The organism is Streptomyces eurocidicus, from assembly GCF_002891295.1.
GTDB classification, from domain to species: domain Bacteria; phylum Actinomycetota; class Actinomycetes; order Streptomycetales; family Streptomycetaceae; genus Streptomyces; species Streptomyces eurocidicus.
The window spans coordinates 300,262-317,082 of sequence record NZ_LGUI01000005.1 but is presented as its reverse complement, the minus strand read 5'-3'; the positions used below and the strand labels follow the sequence as shown (position 1 = coordinate 317,082).

Below are 16,821 nucleotides of genomic sequence, written 5' to 3'. Positions count from 1 at the left end.
ACGTTTGAAGAAGGGATTTACCTGACTACGGACGTGAATTCGCCTACAGTTGTGACGAACGTGGTGCGAGGACGTGCTGCGACGTATGGAACCGGGGGTTGCCCCGGGGGTTCCGGCCGTCGGATTCATCCATGGGCCGGGGCTGTTGCCGGTGACGAGGTTCGGCGCAAGGGCGCCTTCACCCGCACGCGGCGGCAACCGCGTCCGCCGGAGTCGTGAGACGTCGCGCGTGGCGTAAGGGACCCCCACCGCCCTGTTCCATCGGCTCGCCGGAGGCATCAGGAAGACAGCCCGGCGTGTGCCGAACCTGGCTGACAGCGGCCCCGTACGGAGCTGGTCACGCTGACCACCGCACCCTTACCACCGAGCATCTATTTCGTGGACGACGGCGGCGACTCCCGCCGGCTGGCCCTGCTGGGCTGGCTCCGGGTCGCCCTGGGCCGGACCTCCGGACCTCTCGGCCACTGGCAGGCGTTCCGTTCGGAACTCCACGCCGATCCTTTTCTCGACATCCGCCCGGGCGACGCCCTGCACGCGGTCTCCCTCGCCGCCGGACGCGGCCGGCCGGTCTACGGTGTCCGCCGGGAGCCCGGTACCTCCGCCAAGCAGCCCTACCGTGACGTCGTTCGCCGGGCGCTCGGCACCATCGGCACGATGCCCGGCGTCACCGCGGGCAGTTCGTACCGCACGGGAGCCCCGGGGGATCCGTTCGGACGGACCAAGCAGGGGCTGTACGAAGCCTGGGTGCGGCACGTCGACGCCGCGCACGCGGCGGCGGGCACCCACGCCTTCATCGTCTTCGACGGGAACGGGACCGAGACCGGCCTGCGTGGCGCGCACCACCGCCTGCCCGGGCCACGGCACGTCATCGGCGATCCCTGCCTGATACCCGCCCGCCACAACCCGTTGCTCCAGGCCGCGGACCAGATCGCCTACGCCTCCTACCAGAAACTGGCCCGCCGGCCCCAGCGGCGGTTCATGTGGGACTGGCTCGACGAGCACATCCCGCAGGCCGAGGGCCCGATCCGGCTCTGAAGAGAACAGGTCCGGGCCCCGGCATCGCTGCCGGGGCCCGGTATGCGGACCTGGTGCCCCGGATTCCCGGGCCAGGACCGCCGCCACCAGCTTCCCACATCAGCGGACTCACGACGGAGACCTCATGACCAGTTCCACATCTCGTCCCGCCATCTCGGTCGAGTGGGAGGGCGAGACCATCATCGTGTCGAACGTCGAGCGCGATCTTCCGGCACCGTCGACGGGAGACGAGCGCGGAGAAGTCCTCACGGCGGGCGCCGCCAACCCGATGGTCCCCCTCCCCGCCGACGCCTGGCACGCCGTGGCGCGCGCGGTCGTCACCCCCGAGACGGTGGCCATGCAGCTCCGCCCGTCCAAGTCCTCGGCGGGAGGGCTCCTGATGGAGGAGCACGTCGAAGGCGCGACGCTCAGGTCGGTCCTCTCGAAGGCATGGCTGTTCGAGCTGTTCCCCGGCATTCAGCCCCGCACGGGCATGGAGGCCATGGAGGTCCCCGACCCCCGCGTGGAAGGCACGACGGACGACGGACAGCCCTGCACCCTGCTGCGCTATACGTACAAGGACTTCGCGCACCTCAAGCGCCATGTGTGGCAGACCGTCCAGGGAACCCTGGCGCTCAACAGCTACGCACCGTCGATCCTCAGCCGGAAGGTCACCCGGGCCCTGATCACGCACCCCGTCGAGTTCGCCTTCGAGGACGGCACGGAATCCGTCTACGGTCTTGTGGTGCGCGATGGGATCACACGGCTGGCGAGTGCCTGGAAGGTCCTGGCGGGCCCGGAATCCGACGCGGACAAGGCCGCCACCACGGCGGTACAGGCCCTGTTCGGCACGGTCTCCCCCGCCAGGCACGGGGAAGGCAAGCCACTGACCCAGCGGATAGCCGCGAGCCGGGAGGCCCGGCGCACCACCCTGGCCAATGAATTCGCCCGCGGCTGGGCCGGATCCGAGCCGACACTGCGGGCGATCCAGATCGCGCAGACCTTTGTCGTGCCCGTACAGATCACGGTCGGAGCGCAGCAGCACGCGGGGGGCGGGCCCGCCCTCGCCGCCGAGGACCTCTTCGACGACGCGATGCGCTCGATCCTCGCTTCGGTCCACCTCGAGTTCAAGGAATGGAGCCCGGCGGCTCAGAACGTCGAGGTCGCCACGCGCGCGCTCAAGCGGGTGATGCAACTCGGCCTCGGGAGCCTGCGCAGGGACGAGCTGCAAGTGGTCTACGGACTCGCGGTCGGCCGCACCCTCCCGGAGGAATTGCCGAAGGAGTACGGGGACGACGCGATTCCGGGAACCGCGCTCTGGCGGGCCGTCTATCTGGTGCACTCCCTGGCCCACCCCGGGCTCTTCGGCCCGCTCAAGGAGCAGTCCAAGGCGATCAAGGGGGATCGCCGCATGTCGGACAAGGGCTTCGCCGCCCTGCTCGGCCCCATCGTGGACCACCCGTGGCGCAACAAGAAGCGGGACGTCACCAAGCAGGCGCGCAATGCGTGGGCCAACGGTGGCGTCCTCACCAAGGACGTCCTCACCAGGCCCTGGAGGCCCGTTCCGACCACTGATTTCACCTCCTTGGTCAAGGCGGCGCTCCGCGGCGACGACAACGCGCGCGGCACACTGGCGGTGGCGGGCGGAATCGCCTTGATCGCCGACAAGATGCTCACCCGGAACGTGGGCTCCGCGCTGATGGCGCCCAAGGAAAAAGGTGGCGTGCCTTTCCGCGCCAACGTCAACGACGTCATCGGGGACCTCGCCCGGCAGGACAACGAGCTGGGGCTCTGGACCCTCGCGCTGGCGGCGCAGCGATTCGAGGTGGAGCGGCTGCCACGCAACTCCGCGACCGCCCTCCAGATCATCCGTAAGCCGGCCGAGACCGACCAGGCGAACGACTACGTGCATGTCGTGGTGGACCTCTCGGCATCGGACCGGATCGCCCGTGACGCGGCGGGCCAGCCGCTCGCTCTCACCCAGTGGGATGTCGTGTGGGCTTCCGACGAGCGGCGTGCGCGCAAGGAGGTCGCGCGCAGGAATCCGCCCGCCGCACCGCAAGGAGCCGGCGCCCTGCCACGGCAGAACGCGGCCGGCGCCGCGCTCCCCGGAACCTCCGGGGCGGCGTCGTCCGACCAACCGGCGGCGCAGCTGGCCGCCGACAATCGCCGGACGCTCAAGGACGCGCTGGACGACGCCCGCCACGCACTCGACGAGCTGACCAGGCTCGAACCCGAACTCGGCACCTGGCCACCACTTTTCACCACTGACTCCCTCAAGCAGCTGCACACGGTCGCGCAGGACCTGAAGCACGACCTGTACCAGCGGCTCAAGGCGTTGAACGACGCGGTCGAACAGGAGGAGCAGGAAGAACGGGAAGAGGAAGAGGAGGCGGAAGACGGACTCGCCGAATCCGGTAACTGACGGGCTCCGGTCCCGGAACCGGCCGGGACCGGAGCCAGGACCAGAGCCGACCGGGGCCGGGACCGGAGCCGGTCGGCCGGGACCGGTACCGCCCCGTACCCGCCCCACGACCGCGTCGGCCACCGGATCCGCCGCCGGGCCGGCTCGTGGAAGGACCCGCCCGCATCCGCCGGAGGCTCCCCGGCGGCCCGGCTCAGCGCCCCGTGAAGAAGTCCCGGACCCGCCGCCGGGCCCGGCGCTCCGTGGGGTAGTCGTCGTCCGGGCCGTCGTCCGGCCCCTGGAGGACCGTCCAGCTCACGGCGGAGACGGCCGGCTCCAGGGAGAGCCGGCTGACGGCCTCCTCCAGCAGGGAGTCGTCACGGCGCTCGGTGGTGAGGTCCGCCGCCACGGTCACCTTGCCCGGCACGGGCGCGTCCGCGCTGCGCACGGACCGCAGCCGGAAGCCGGGCCGGACGAGTGACTGCACGACGAGGGTGCGCACATGGGCCTCCTCGGGCTCGGTGCACACGACCTCGAAGTGGTAGTCCGTGGCCACCTCGGCGCCGCCGTGCGGCCCCCGGTCGAGCCCCCGGGCGACCGGGCGCAGCAGGGTGTTCGCGCCGACCACGCCCACGGTGCCGAGGGCCGCGACCACGTACAGACCGGTGCCGGCGAGCGCGCCCACCGCGGCGGAGCACCACAGGGTGGCGGCGGTGTTGAGGCCCCGGATGCTCAGGCCGTCGCGCATGATGACGCCGGCGCCGAGGAAGCCGATGCCGGAGACGATCTGGGCGGCGACGCGTGAGCCGTCGTAGCCGGTGGTGCTGGTCGCGGAGGAGAAACCGTACTGCGAGAGCAGGACGAAGAGGGCGGAGCCGGCGGCGACGAGCGCGTTGGTGCGCAGACCCGCCATACGGGCGCGCCACTGACGCTCCAGCCCGATGATCGCACCGAACCCCAGGCCGGCCGCGATGTTGGCCGCCATGTGCCACTCGTTGACGAAGACCATGTTCCACCCTTCTCACCGGCCGCTCGGCTCTCCCGCGGCTCTCTCTTATCGGCCGTTTACAGCCAGGTGTTGAACCGGCGGATGTACCAGGACTTCACCACCTGCGTGAGCGCGCAGTACGCCAGCAGGATCCCGGCCAGCCACGGGAAGTAGCCCATCGGCAGCGGCTCCATCGAGAGGGCCGACGCCAGCGGCGAGAACGGCAGGAGGAGGCCGAAGAGCATCACCAGTCCGGTCATGACCAGCACCGGCACCGAGGCCCGCGACTGGATGAACGGGATCTTGCGGGTGCGGATCATGTGGACGATCAGCGTCTGGGACAGCAGGCCCTCGATGAACCAGCCGGACTGGAAGAGCGTCTGGTGCGCCTCGCTGTTCGCCCCGAAGACGTTCCACAGCACCACGAAGGTGGTGATGTCGAAGATCGAGCTGATCGGGCCGATGAAGAGCATGAACCGGGCGATGCCCTTGGCGTCCCAGGTGCGCGGCTCGCGCAGGTACTCCGGGTCCATCCGGTCCCAGGGCGTGGCGAGCTGCGAGATGTCGTACGCGAGGTTCTGCACCAGCAGGTGGATCGCCAGCATCGGCTGGAAGGGAATGAAGGCGCTGGCCACCAGGACGGAGAAGACGTTCCCGAAGTTCGAGCTGGCCGTCATCTTGATGTACTTGATGGTGTTGCCGAAGGTCGTCCGGCCCTGCTCGACGCCCTGCTCCAGGACCATCAGGTCCTTCTCCAGCAGGATGATGTCGGCGGACTCCTTGGCGATGTCGACGGCCGTGTCGACGGAGATGCCGACGTCGGCGTCGCGCAGCGCCGCCGCGTCGTTGATGCCGTCGCCGAGGAAGCCGACGGTGTGGCCCTCGGCCTGGAGCGCCCGGACGATACGGGCCTTCTGCACGGGGTTGGTCTTGGCGAAGACCGTGGTCGTACGGACCAGGGAGCGCAGCTCCGCGTCGTCCAGGCCGTCGAGCTCGGCGCCGGTGACGACCTCGCCGACGTGGATGCCGACGTCGGCGCAGACGCGCGCCGCGACCAGCTCGTTGTCGCCGGTGACGACCTTGACGGCCACGCCCTTGTCCGCGAGCGCCGTCAGGGCCGCCGCCGCGTCGGCCTTCGGCGGGTCGAGGAAGGCGAGGAAGCCGATGAGGGTCAGCTCCGCCTCGTCCGCGACGGTGTACGCCTCGCGGTCGGCGGGGAACGTCCGGGTCGCCACGGCCAGCACCCGCAGGCCCCGCCGGTTGTGGTCCTCGGCGGTACGGGTCACCCGGCGGCGCAGCTCGGGCGTGAGCTCCACGCTCCGGCCGGCGTCCGTCATACGGGTGCACAGGTCGAGGACCTCCTCGACGGCGCCCTTGGTGATCAGGCAGTGCTCCCCCGCCACGGTGCCCTCGCCGTCGGGGGCCGGCACGGCGAGGCTGTTGCGGCTGAGGACCACGGACATGCGCCGGCGGGCGAAGTCGAAGGGGATCTCGTCGACCTTGGTGAACCGCGCGTCGACGACAACCTCCTCGGCCTCGAGCACCCGGTCGATGACGGCCTGGTCCATGAGGTTGCGCAGCCCGGTCTGGAAGTGGCTGTTGAGGTAGGCGTATTCGAGGACCTCGGTGTCCTCCTGGCCGTGGACGTCGAGGTAGCGGTCGAGGACGATGCGGTCCTCGGTGAGCGTCCCGGTCTTGTCCGTGCACAGCACGTCCATGGCGCCGAGGTTCTGGATGGCGTTGAGGCGCTTGACGACGACCTTGCGCCGGGACATCGCGACGGCGCCGCGCGCGAGGTTGGTGGTGACCACCATCGGGAGCATCTCGGGGGTGAGCCCGACGGCGACCGCGACGGCGAAGGTGAACGCCTCGGCCCAGTCGTTCTTGGTGAAGCCGTTGATGGCGAACACCAGCGGGACCATCACCAGCATAAAGCGGATCAGCAGGAAGCTGACCTTCCGGACGCCGGTGTCAAAGCTGGTCTCGGGGCGCTCCCCGACGAGCGAGCCGGCCATCGAGCCGAAGTAGGTGCGGCCGCCGGTGGCCACGACGACGCCGGTGGCGGTGCCGGAGGTGACGCTGGTGCCCATGAGGGCGAGGTTGTCGGCCTCGACGGGGTCGCTGGTGGTGCTCTGGCCGTAGTCGTGGGTGCGGGTGTCGGCCTTGGCGACCGGCAGCGACTCGCCGGACAGCGCGGCCTGGCTGATCATGAGGTCCTTGGCGGTGAGCAGCCGCAGGTCGGCGGGGACGAGGTCGCCCGCCGCGAGCCGCACGATGTCACCGGGGACGACCTGGTCCATCGGGATCTCGACCGCCGTCGGCTGCTCGCCGCGCCCGGCGCGGCGCTGGACGGCCGTGGTCGTGGTGACCAGGGCGCGCAGCGCGGCGGCGGCACTGCCGGACCGGTACTCCTGCCAGAACCGCAGGAGGCCGCCGATCAGCACCATGCCGCCGATGATCGGGATCTTGGGGTCGAAGGGCTCCTCGTCGGCGACCTGGAGCCACTGCACGTACATGATCACGAGCAGCGCGACCAGGATGAGCATAAAGGGGTTCCAGAACGCCTTCGCCAGCTGGACGTACCAGCGGGGGCCCCGGTCGTGGGCGATGACGTTGGCGCCGAGCCGCTCCAGGCGGTCCGTGGCGTCGTCGTGCCGCAGGCCCTGGGCGGTGGCCCGTACGTCCTGGAGCACCTGGCTGCCGGGCAGCGCGCTGTACCTGGCCAGCTGCTGCCCGACGGCGCGGGTACGGGTCTCCAGCTCGGCGGCCTTGCGCTCGCGGCGGTTGCGGCCCGGCGGTGCGAGCTTCTGCGGGGTGAGGGTGGTGTGGGTCATGGCGGAACCTCTCTCCGGGCACGACGGCACGACGGCGCGGCGGCACGGGGGCACGAGGGCACAGGGCACTGCGACGCGACGGCGCACGACGCCGAGCCGCAGGAGGGCATGGCGACATGACGGTGCGTCAGCTCGGCTGTACGGGGGCACGGTGGCGCGCCCGTACGACGGCGCCGCGTGGCGGCCGGGCCTGTGGCACGGAAGGGTGGAGAACAGATATGCGGGCTACGGCCGTCGTCTCCGCCGGGACGGGGGTACGCCTGTCAGCGGCCCGTCAGGGCACGACGGCGGCCGGAAAACACCGGATGAAGGGGAAATGCGCGCGACAGCGCCCGGGCCGTGAGCAGGCCGGAGGGTCGTGGAGACCCGGGGCCGGGGGCCTGGAGAGATCGGCTTCGGCTCAGCGGCCCGGCCGGTACGGCCGAGGGGTCAGAGCGAAGCGGAAACGCTGAAGCGAGGACTTCCCTCGGGACTCCGACTGGTCATCCCGATCACCTCCTCGCTCGTACGGACAGCGCAGGCACCGCGCGAAATCACGCCGAATGCGGCCGGAGCGGCACCTTCAGCTCCTAGCTTGCCATATGACGTCAAGCGATCCCCCATCGCCGGGTAATGCGAGGATCAAAAGTGTGAGCGAACTCCGGAGCGCCGGCGAACGGCACGGGCGGGCGGCACCGCTCTCCCGCCGAGGGCTCGCACGCGGGTGCGCGGGCCTGCTGCTGACCGTCGTGAGCGTGCCGCTGGCCTGCCGGGCCCTCGATACGGACGGGGTCACGCCGGTCCCCCAACTGCTGGCGTTCCTCCCGTGGTTGACAGCACCCCTCACGGTGGCGCTGCTGCTGGCCGCGGGATCCCGCTGGGTGCCGGGCTGCGCGTGGGGGCTCCTCGCGCTCGCGGTCACCGGCTGGTTCCTGCGCCCGTACGAGGCGGGCGCCGCGCGGCCGGCCGGCCCGGTCACGGCCCGGCTGCGCGTCCTCTCGGCCAATCTGGAGTTCGGCGGCGCCACCCCGGGGCTGCTGGCGGCGCTCCGCCGGGAGCGGCCCGACCTGGTGTCCGTGCAGGAGTGCGCGCCCGCGACGTGCGGGGCGGCGCTCGGCGGGGCGGAGGTGCGGGCCGCCTATCCGTACCGGCTGGTCGTGGGCGGCGGCGCGGCGGAGGGCTCGGCGATCCTCAGCCGGTACCCGCTGGAGCCGGACGGTGCGGTGCCGGGCACGCTGGCGATGCCGAGGGCGGTGGTGCGGGTGGCGGGGGTGCCGCTGCGGTTCCAGGTGGCGCACCCGATGCCGCCGGAGCCGGGCGGGCTGGCGGTGTGGCGTGAGGAGCTGGGGCGCCTGCGGGAGGTGGCCGCCGGGCGCGGCGACACGGCGATGGTGCTCGCCGGCGACTTCAACGCCTCGCAGGACCACGCGGCCTTCCGCGCCCTCCTGGACACGGGGGTGCGGGACAGCGCGGCGGCGCTGGGCCTGGGCCGCACCCCGAGCTGGCCCCGGCCGGTGGCGCCGCGGCTGGGTGTGCAGATCGATCACGTACTGGTCAGCTCCGCGCTGGAACCGCGCGCGGCACGCTTCCTGGACCTGCCGGACACGGACCACCGGGCGCTGGTGGTGGATGTGGCGCTGCACGGAGGCGGTGAGCCGTCACCGCGTGACCGGGGGCCGGAAATGGCGAGGGGAATCAGCGCTCCGGTTGCGCGCCCAGGGGCGCACGACCTCGGAAACGCCCGCGCCTCGGATGCCCGGCGACAGGCCCCGAACGGTTCACGGATTCATGGCCACGGAATCGCTCACACCGCTACCCGACGACGGGCCGGAGATTAAACAGGAACGCCGTCCGGTGATACCGGAAAGTGAATTCTCGCTTTCGCCGCACCCGCACGGGGCGCGTTCTCCGGGCACACCTCACTTGCCACACGGGTAGCGGCCTCTTGCCACCAGAGGAGGATAGGGACTCGTCCAGCAATCTTCCATACGGCCTGTATTTTGATCGCAGATTTCACCCACACGCACTTACTGAAGCGATCATTGATCGAGTGTGACCGGCTTTACGCAAAGTAAGGTCATGGACACCGATCCCGTCGAAGCAGCGGCGATCCCCCGCAACTAGGACTTCTCCCCGCCGAAAACCGGCCAGTAGGGCATTTTCAGGCGCCGGGGGGTGTTTACTGGCACGGCGGTCTGAGCCTTGGCGGGTCCAGGCCCCTCGGCCGGGGGTCCGGGTTGGTCCCTTGACCCCCGGCTCTCCCATCCCGCCGCCTCGTTCGAGGGCCGGTACGGGAATTCGCGCACACATTCACCGGGCGCCGATGATTCCGGTTCACCCATTCCCGCTTCCCGCGAATTCCATCGCCATCAATTCCCGCAGAGGCCGGCGGGGCATACTCACCGGGGGCGCATTCCTGACGCTTCACGCCCCTGGCGTGCGCGGTACCCATGGAGCACATCGTCCTATTAGTGAGGAATCCCCCTCGCCTCAGGGAAACTTCGCCGTCACCGCCGCATCGGGGTAGCGTTTGAAACGCCGCTTGTAACCGGCAGACCTCGCCTAACCACCGAGAGCCGCAATCCGGGCACGAGAGGCACTGGACCCGCCAAAGACCCGCAAATTCCATAACGAAAGGCTCAGCCGCAACGTGGACCACGTCACCTACTACGGAACCGTCATCGCGTTCGTCGCGCTCATGACCTTGCTCGCGGCGTACGCGATCAAGCGCCTCGCGCACTCCCCACGCACTCTCGCCGCCGTGCTGCTGGCGATCACCGCGGTGATCGGCGCCTTTCCCCCGGTCATCCGGGCGCTGGTGCCACCACCACCGGCCACAGCCCCGGCCGCGCCCGCACCGGTGACCGGGGGCCGGTCATGACGCCTCCCCCGAACCTGGAGTCATTCCGCGTCCCCGACGTACTGGCCGGGCGTCGGCCCATGCCCGAAGGCAGCTTCCTGCACGGCCTCGCGCCACGGCTATGGTCGTCGATGATCCCGCTCGGACAGACCCGCGCCTACGCCAAGGGCGAGCCGCTGACGACCGGCGGCCCGGAAGAGGCCGTGCACATCGTGCTCGGCGGCTGCGTGTCACAGCAGCGCAGCCACTTCGGCACCTCCATCCTGCGCTTCCGGGGCACCGGCCAGGTGCTGGAGGAGCAGCGGCTGCTGGACCCGGGCGCTCCCGGTCCGGCCACGACGTGCCTGAGCGAGACCGTGACCCTGGGTTTCGCCCCCGACGTGCTGTGGAAAGTCCTCACCCGGCACGTCGTGATCGAGCGCAAGCTGCTCCTGAGCCTGGAGACACGCAACCGCACGGACGAGCGGATCTACAGCACGTTCAAGCGGCCTGCGCTGGCGCGCGTCAGCACGCTGCTGCACCACCTCGGCGCCACCGTGGGGGTGCGCGACCAGGGCCGGTACGGGGGCGTCCGCATCGAGGGGCCGAGTCAGTACAACCTCACGGAGGCGCTGCAGCTCGGCCAGTCCACGGTGGAGCAGGCGCTCGGCGAGCTCCGTGAGAAGGAGGTCATCCACAACCGGTACCGGGCGATCGTCGTGCGGGACATGGCCGCGCTGGCGGCGATCGCGCGGCGGTAGCGGGCGGGGAGGGGCTCTTCCCCGAATGCCCTCAGGCGCCGGACGGGCTGGAATCAGCCGTCCGGCGCCTGAGGGCCGGGGTCCGGGACCGTCCGGAACGGTCCCCTCAGCTCATCCGCAGTGCCAGGAAGAAGTCCAGCTTGTCCTCCAGGCGCGAGAGGTCACGGCCCGTCAGCTGCTCGATCCGGCCGACCCGGTAGCGCAAGGTGTTGACGTGCAGGTGCAGCCGCGTCGCGCACCGCGTCCAGGAGCCGTCGCAGTCGAGGAACGCCTCCAGCGTCGGGATGAGCTCGGCGCGGTGCCGGCGGTCGTAGTCGCGCAGCGGGTCCAGGAGGCGGGCCGTGAAGGCGCGGCGGACGTCGTCGGGCACGAAGGGCAGCAGCAGGACGTGCGAGGCCAGCTCCTGGTGGCCCGCCGCGCAGACGCGGCCCGGGCGGGCGGCGGCCACCCGGCGGGCGTGCCGGGCCTCCTCCAGGGCGCCGCGCAGGCCCTCCGCCGAGTGCACCGCGGCGCTGACGCCGAGGGTGAGGCGGCCGTCGCCGTCGAGGCCCCGGGCGAGGGGTTCGCGGACGGCCGCGAGGAGGGCGTCGGCGTGCAGGCCGGGGGCCGCGGGCGCGCTCTCCGCGCCGGTGAGCGCGTCGTCCAGGCCCTCCGGGCGGACCGGGACGGCGGGGAGGGGCACGAGCGCGACCGCCTCATCGCCCGTGTGGGCGACGGCGATCCGGTCGGACGGCTCGGGGCCGGTGGCCTCCGGGTCGACGAGGATCTCCTCCAGGAGCGCCTGGGCCACCGGGCCGCCGGGGATGTCGCCGCCGTCCCACTCGACCCGGGCGACCACCACCTGCCAGTGCGGGGCCGAGCCCAGGCCGGGCAGCAGCACCGGCGCCGCCACCCGCAGGCGGGCCGCGATCTCGGCGGGCGCCGCGCCGCCCTGGACGAGCTCCAGGACCTCCTGGGCGAGCCGGCGGCGCACCGTGCGGGCGGCGTCGCGGCGGTCCCGCTCGACGGCGATCAGCTGGGTGACGCCGTCGAGCAGGTCGAGCCGCTCGGCCGGCCAGTCCCCGGCGTCCGCCTCGACGGCCAGCAGCCAGTCGGACAGGACGGTCTCGCGGACGTCCCGGGAGGCGATCCGGCCGCCGCCCCCGATGGGGAAGAGGGAGTACGTGCCGCCGCCGGCCGTGACCCGGTGCGGGCCGCGGCGGCCCGTGCGGGAGGCGGCCAGGTGCTCGCCCGCGAGCGTGGCGCAGACGGCCGCGGGCAGCTCGGGCCCGGCGCCGGCCAGCGAGGAGCCGGCGATGGGCCGTCCGGTGGGCGAGAGCACCCAGGCGCGCAGGTCCAGGTCGGAGCCGAGCAGGTCCAGGACCACCTCGGGGCCGCCGCCCGCCGGGCCCGAGGTCATCAGCCGGCGGTGCCGGTCGACGACGGCCGCCAGGTCGCCCGCGCGCTCGCCGGAGACCTGGCGCACCACGTGCTCCGTGATGGAGGCGAACGAGACGTCCTCCACGACGGAGAACAGCGGCAGCCGGTGCCGGGCGCACGCCTGCACCAGGTCGTCGGGGATCGAGCGCATCTCCGCCTCGCCCGCCGCCAGCCCGGCCACCCCGGCGGCGGTCAGGATCCGGACGAACCGCTCGGAGTCGTCCGGGTCCCGGCGCCATGCGAGCCCCGTGAGCACCAGCTCGCCGCCGGACAGATACCGGCTGGGGTCCCGCAGGTCGGTGGTCATCACGCCGCGCACGGAGCGGTCCAGCTCGTCCTCGCCGCCGAGCAGCCGAAGGCCCAGCGCATCGGTCTCCAGGAGTGCGCGCAGCCGCATCGTGGTCGCCGCCGATCTGTCTTGTTGTAACCAGTGGAATGCAGTGGGGTTTCTGAACCCCGCCTTTCGTTCGAATCTACAAGACGGCGGGCGTGGCCAGCCAACCGCTTCATGGTTTCGGTGACTGCACCCGGGTGCGCGGACCTCGGTGTACTGGCTGCAGAGCGCGCGAACAGGACATGCGGCGCCGGGACCGAACCGGCCGGAACACCTCCCACGGACCACCTCGCGAGACCCGATCGAGAAGAGAAGATCCATGGACTTCCTGCGCCCCGGCACCTGGGAGGAGGCTCTGGCCGCCAAGGCGGAGCACCCCTCGGCCGTGCCCCTCGCGGGTGGCACGGATGTGATGGTCGAGATCAATTTCGACCACCGCCGTCCGGAGTACCTGCTGGACCTGAACCGCATCGGCGATTTGTACGAATGGGAGGTCGGCGAGCGGGACGTCCGCCTCGGCGCGTCCGTCCCGTACACGCGGATCATGGAAAACCTCCGGGGGCCGCTGCCCGGGCTGGCCCTCGCGGCGCACACCGTCGGCTCGCCGCAGATCCGCAACCGGGGCAGCGTCGGCGGCAACCTCGGCGCCGCGTCCCCGGCCGGCGACTCCCACCCCGCGCTGCTGGCGGCGGGCGCCGAGGTGGAGGCCGAGTCGGTGCGCGGCACCCGGCTCATCCCCGTCGAGCGGTTCTACACCGGCGTCAAGCGCAACGCCCTGGAGCCGGACGAGCTGATCCGGGCCGTCCGCGTCCGCAAGGCCGACGGGCCGCAGCAGTTCGCGAAGGTCGGCACGCGCAACGCCATGGTGATCGCGGTCTGCGCCTTCGGGCTCGCGCTGCACCCACGGGCGCGGGCGGTGCGCACGGGCATCGGCTCGGCCGCGCCCACCCCGCTGCGGGCCCGCGCGGCGGAGGAGTTCCTCGACGCCGCGCTGGCCGAGGGCGGCTTCTGGGACTCCGGGCGGGACCTGCCGCCGTCCCTCGTCCGGCAGTTCGGCGAGCTGGCGGCGGGCTCCTGCAACCCCATCGACGACGTGCGCGGCAGCGCCCGGTACCGCCGGCACGCGGTGGGCGTCATGGCCCGCCGCACCCTCGGCTGGGCCTGGGACGCGTACCGCGGCAGCGAGAGGACCACCCGATGCGCGTGAACTGTACGGTCAACGGCCGCCCGCGGGAGGCCGACGACGTCTGGGAGGGCGAGAGCCTGCTGTACGTCCTGCGGGAGCGGCTGGGCCTGCCGGGCTCGAAGAACGCCTGCGAGCAGGGCGAGTGCGGCTCCTGCACGGTCCGCCTGGACGGCGAGCTGGTGTGCGCCTGCCTGGTCGCGGCGGGGCAGGCGGAGGGCCGCGAGGTGGTGACTGTCGAGGGCCTGGCCGAGCTCGCGGCACAGCGCGCCCCAGACGCCGGGGCCGCCGGGGACCAGGGCCGGGACGGGGCGCAGACCGCCGGACTCTCCCCCGTACAGCGGGCGTTCGTCGACGCGGGCGCCGTGCAGTGCGGCTTCTGCACCCCCGGTCTGCTGGTCGCCGCCGACGATCTGCTGGCCCGCGTCCCCGACCCCTCCGACGCGGACATCCGCGAGGCCCTCTCCGGCAATCTGTGCCGCTGTACGGGCTACGAGAAGATCCTCGACGCGGTACGCCTGGCGGCCGCCCGTGCGGGAGAGACGGTCTGACCATGGGCACCCCTCGCGTCCCCACCGGACTCCCCACCGACCTGCCCGCCGGCACCGGACCCGCCTGGGCGGGCCCGGCCCCGGGCGGCGTCGGCGAGTCGACGCTCCGCCCCGACGGCACCCTGAAGGTCACCGGCGAGTTCGCGTACGCCTCGGACCTGTGGCACGAGGACATGCTCTGGGGCCACACCCTCCGCAGCCCGCACGCCCATGCCCGGATCCGCTCCGTCGACGTCTCCGGGGCGCTCGCGACGCCCGGCGTCCGCGCCGTGCTGACCCACGCCGACCTCCCCGCCGCCACCCGCTACGGCCTGGAGATCGAGGACACCCCCGTCCTCGCTGACGGTGTGGTCCGCTACCACGGCGAGCCGGTCGCCCTCGTCGCCGCCGACCACCCCGAGACGGCCCGCCGCGCCGCCGCGAAGATCGAGGTGGCGTACGAGCCGCTGCCCGTCGTCACCGGTGAGGCGTCCGCGCTCGCCCCCGGCGCCCCCGTGCTGCACCCCGGCCGCACCGACGCCCACGCCCGCCACGTCCCGCACCCCAATGTCGTCCACCGGCAGCCGGTCCGCCGTGGTGACGTCGCCGCGGCCAGGGCCCGCGCCGACGTGATCGTGACGGGCGACTACGAGGTCGGCATGCAGGACCAGGCGTTCCTGGGCCCCGAGTCCGGGCTGGCGGTGCCCGCCGAGGACGGCGGCGTCGACCTGTACGTCGCCACCCAGTGGCTGCACGCCGACCTGCGCCAGATCGCGCCGGTCCTCGGTCTGCCCGAGGACAAGGTCAGGATGACGCTCTCCGGCGTCGGCGGCGCCTTCGGCGGCCGCGAGGACCTCTCCATGCAGGCCCACGCCTGTCTGCTGGCCCTGCGCACCGGCCGGCCCGTGAAGATGGTCTACAACCGCTTCGAGTCGTTCTTCGGCCACGTCCACCGCCATCCCGCCCGGCTCCACTACGAGCACGGGGCCACCGAGGACGGCAGGCTCACCCATGTGGCGTGCCGCATCGTGCTGGACGGCGGCGCCTACGCCTCGTCCTCCCCGGCCGTCGTCGGCAACGCCGCCTCGCTCTCCGCCGGCCCGTACGTGGTCGACGCGGTGGACGCCGAGGCGCTCGCGCTCTACACCAACAACCCGCCCTGCGGCGCGATGCGCGGCTTCGGCGCCGTCCAGGCGTGCTTCGCCTACGAGGCGCAGATGGACCGGCTCGCCGCCGCCCTGGGGCTCGACCCGGTGGAGTTCCGGCAGCGCAACGCCATGTCCGAGGGCGCGGTCATGCCGACCGGTCAGGTCGTGGACTCGCCCGCGCCGGTCGCCGAACTCCTGCGCCGCGTCAAGGCGATGCCGCTGCCGCCCGAGCGGCAGTGGGAGAGCGCGGGCGGCGCGGCGGACGTGCGCGCCCTGCCCGGCGGGCTGTCCAACACCACCCACGGCGAGGGCGTCGTGCGCGGCGTCGGCTACGCCGTGGGGATAAAGAACGTCGGCTTCTCCGAGGGGTTCGACGACTACTCGACGGCCCGGGTGCGGCTGGAGGTCGTCGGTGGCCGGCCGGTGGCCACGGTGCACACGGCGATGGCCGAGGTCGGTCAGGGCGGGGTCACCGTGCACGCCCAGATCGCCCGCACCGAGCTGGGCGTCGAACAGGTCACCCTGCGCCCGGCCGACACCCGTGTCGGCTCGGCCGGTTCGACCTCCGCCTCCCGGCAGACGTATGTGACCGGAGGCGCCGTCCGGCACGCCTGCGAGGCCGTCCGGGAGCGGGTGCTGGAGCTGGGCCGGGCCCGGTTCGGCACGTACCACCCGGCGTGGGCCACCGCCGAACTGCTCCTGGAGGGCGGCAAGGTGACCACCGACGGCGGCGAGGTCCTCGCCGATCTCGCGGAGGTCCTCGGAAGCGACGCCGTGGACCTGGAGCTGGTGTGGCGGCACCGGCCCACCGAGCCCTTCGACCTGGTCACCGGGCAGGGCGACGGCCATGTGCAGTACTCCTTCGCCGCCCACCGCGCCGTGGTCGAGGTGGACACCGAGCTCGGTCTCGTCAAGGTCGTGGAGCTGGCCTGCGCGCAGGACGTCGGGAAGGCGCTGAACCCGCTGTCGGTGGCCGGGCAGATACACGGCGGCACCACGCAGGGCCTCGGGCTGGCGGTGATGGAGGAGATCGTCGTGGACCCGGTCACCGCCAAGGTCCGCAACCCCTCCTTCACCGACTACCTCATCCCCACCATTCTCGACACCCCCACCCTGCCCGTGGACATCCTCGAACTCGCCGACACCCACGCCCCCTACGGGCTGCGGGGCGTCGGCGAGGCCCCCACGCTCTCGTCCACCCCGGCCGTCGTCGCCGCGATCCGCGCCGCCACGGGGCTGCCGCTCGCCCGGGTGCCGGTGCGGCCGGAGCACCTCACCGGCACCTGAGCACGGGTGCCGGGACCCGGCGCCCCTCCCCCACCTCTTCGGACTGCCGCCGACGGGCCCCTTCCGCCCCTGTACACCGCGCGCGAGGGGCCCCGGCGGGC

General features: G+C 72.4%; 11 protein-coding genes. 8 read left to right on the top strand and 3 right to left on the bottom strand.

Annotation, left to right across the window (positions count from 1 at the left end; all coding sequences use genetic code 11):
• Nucleotides 1-378 precede the first annotated feature (378 nt).
• Nucleotides 379-1,035: a hypothetical protein gene (locus AF335_RS18315; RefSeq protein ID WP_102919472.1), complete on the top strand. Its 657-nt coding sequence runs from the start codon at nucleotides 379-381 to the stop codon at nucleotides 1,033-1,035.
• 124 nt (nucleotides 1,036-1,159) lie between these two features.
• Nucleotides 1,160-3,439, top strand: coding sequence for a hypothetical protein (locus AF335_RS18310; RefSeq protein ID WP_102919471.1), 2,280 nt, complete (start codon nucleotides 1,160-1,162; stop codon nucleotides 3,437-3,439).
• Between the two features lie 193 nt (nucleotides 3,440-3,632).
• On the opposite strand, the gene AF335_RS18305 is transcribed toward AF335_RS18310, so the two are convergent.
• Nucleotides 3,633-4,427, bottom strand: a complete 795-nt coding sequence (locus tag AF335_RS18305; protein WP_102919470.1) for an MgtC/SapB family protein — start codon at nucleotides 4,425-4,427, stop codon at nucleotides 3,633-3,635.
• 56 nt (nucleotides 4,428-4,483) lie between these two features.
• Entirely contained in the window at nucleotides 4,484-7,240 is a 2,757-nt protein-coding gene (mgtA, locus tag AF335_RS18300; RefSeq protein WP_102919469.1) for a magnesium-translocating P-type ATPase, read from the bottom strand.
• A gap of 629 nt (nucleotides 7,241-7,869) precedes the next feature.
• On the opposite strand from mgtA, the gene AF335_RS18295 reads away from it, so the two are divergent.
• The 3 genes from AF335_RS18295 (at nucleotide 7,870) to AF335_RS18285 (ending at nucleotide 10,819) form a co-directional block, all read left to right on the top strand.
• A complete protein-coding gene (locus AF335_RS18295) occupies nucleotides 7,870-9,057 on the top strand; it encodes an endonuclease/exonuclease/phosphatase family protein (RefSeq protein WP_244927078.1) in 1,188 nt (395 codons plus the stop codon).
• Nucleotides 9,058-9,869: 812 nt separating this feature from the next.
• Entirely contained in the window at nucleotides 9,870-10,100 is a 231-nt protein-coding gene (locus AF335_RS18290) for a hypothetical protein (RefSeq protein WP_102919467.1), read from the top strand.
• A complete protein-coding gene (locus tag AF335_RS18285) occupies nucleotides 10,097-10,819 on the top strand; it encodes a Crp/Fnr family transcriptional regulator (RefSeq protein WP_107503486.1) in 723 nt (240 codons plus the stop codon). Before AF335_RS18290 ends, AF335_RS18285 begins: the two co-directional genes overlap by 4 nt.
• A 106-nt stretch (nucleotides 10,820-10,925) precedes the next feature.
• Here the strand turns inward: AF335_RS18285 and AF335_RS18280 are convergent, their stop codons facing one another.
• Nucleotides 10,926-12,635, bottom strand: coding sequence for a PucR family transcriptional regulator (locus AF335_RS18280; RefSeq protein ID WP_102919465.1), 1,710 nt, complete (start codon nucleotides 12,633-12,635; stop codon nucleotides 10,926-10,928).
• Between the two features lie 256 nt (nucleotides 12,636-12,891).
• Between AF335_RS18280 and AF335_RS18275 the strand changes: the two genes are divergently transcribed.
• Genes AF335_RS18275 through pucD form a run of 3 tightly spaced genes read left to right on the top strand, consistent with a single transcriptional unit; the run spans nucleotide 12,892 to nucleotide 16,720 of the window.
• Nucleotides 12,892-13,779, top strand: coding sequence for an FAD binding domain-containing protein (locus AF335_RS18275; RefSeq protein WP_102919464.1), 888 nt, complete (start codon nucleotides 12,892-12,894; stop codon nucleotides 13,777-13,779).
• A complete protein-coding gene (locus AF335_RS18270; RefSeq protein ID WP_102919463.1) occupies nucleotides 13,770-14,306 on the top strand; it encodes a (2Fe-2S)-binding protein in 537 nt (178 codons plus the stop codon). Before AF335_RS18275 ends, AF335_RS18270 begins: the two co-directional genes overlap by 10 nt.
• A gap of 2 nt (nucleotides 14,307-14,308) precedes the next feature.
• Entirely contained in the window at nucleotides 14,309-16,720 is a 2,412-nt protein-coding gene (gene pucD, locus AF335_RS18265; RefSeq protein ID WP_102919462.1) for a xanthine dehydrogenase subunit D, read from the top strand.
• The last annotated feature ends 101 nt before the right edge of the window (nucleotides 16,721-16,821 follow it).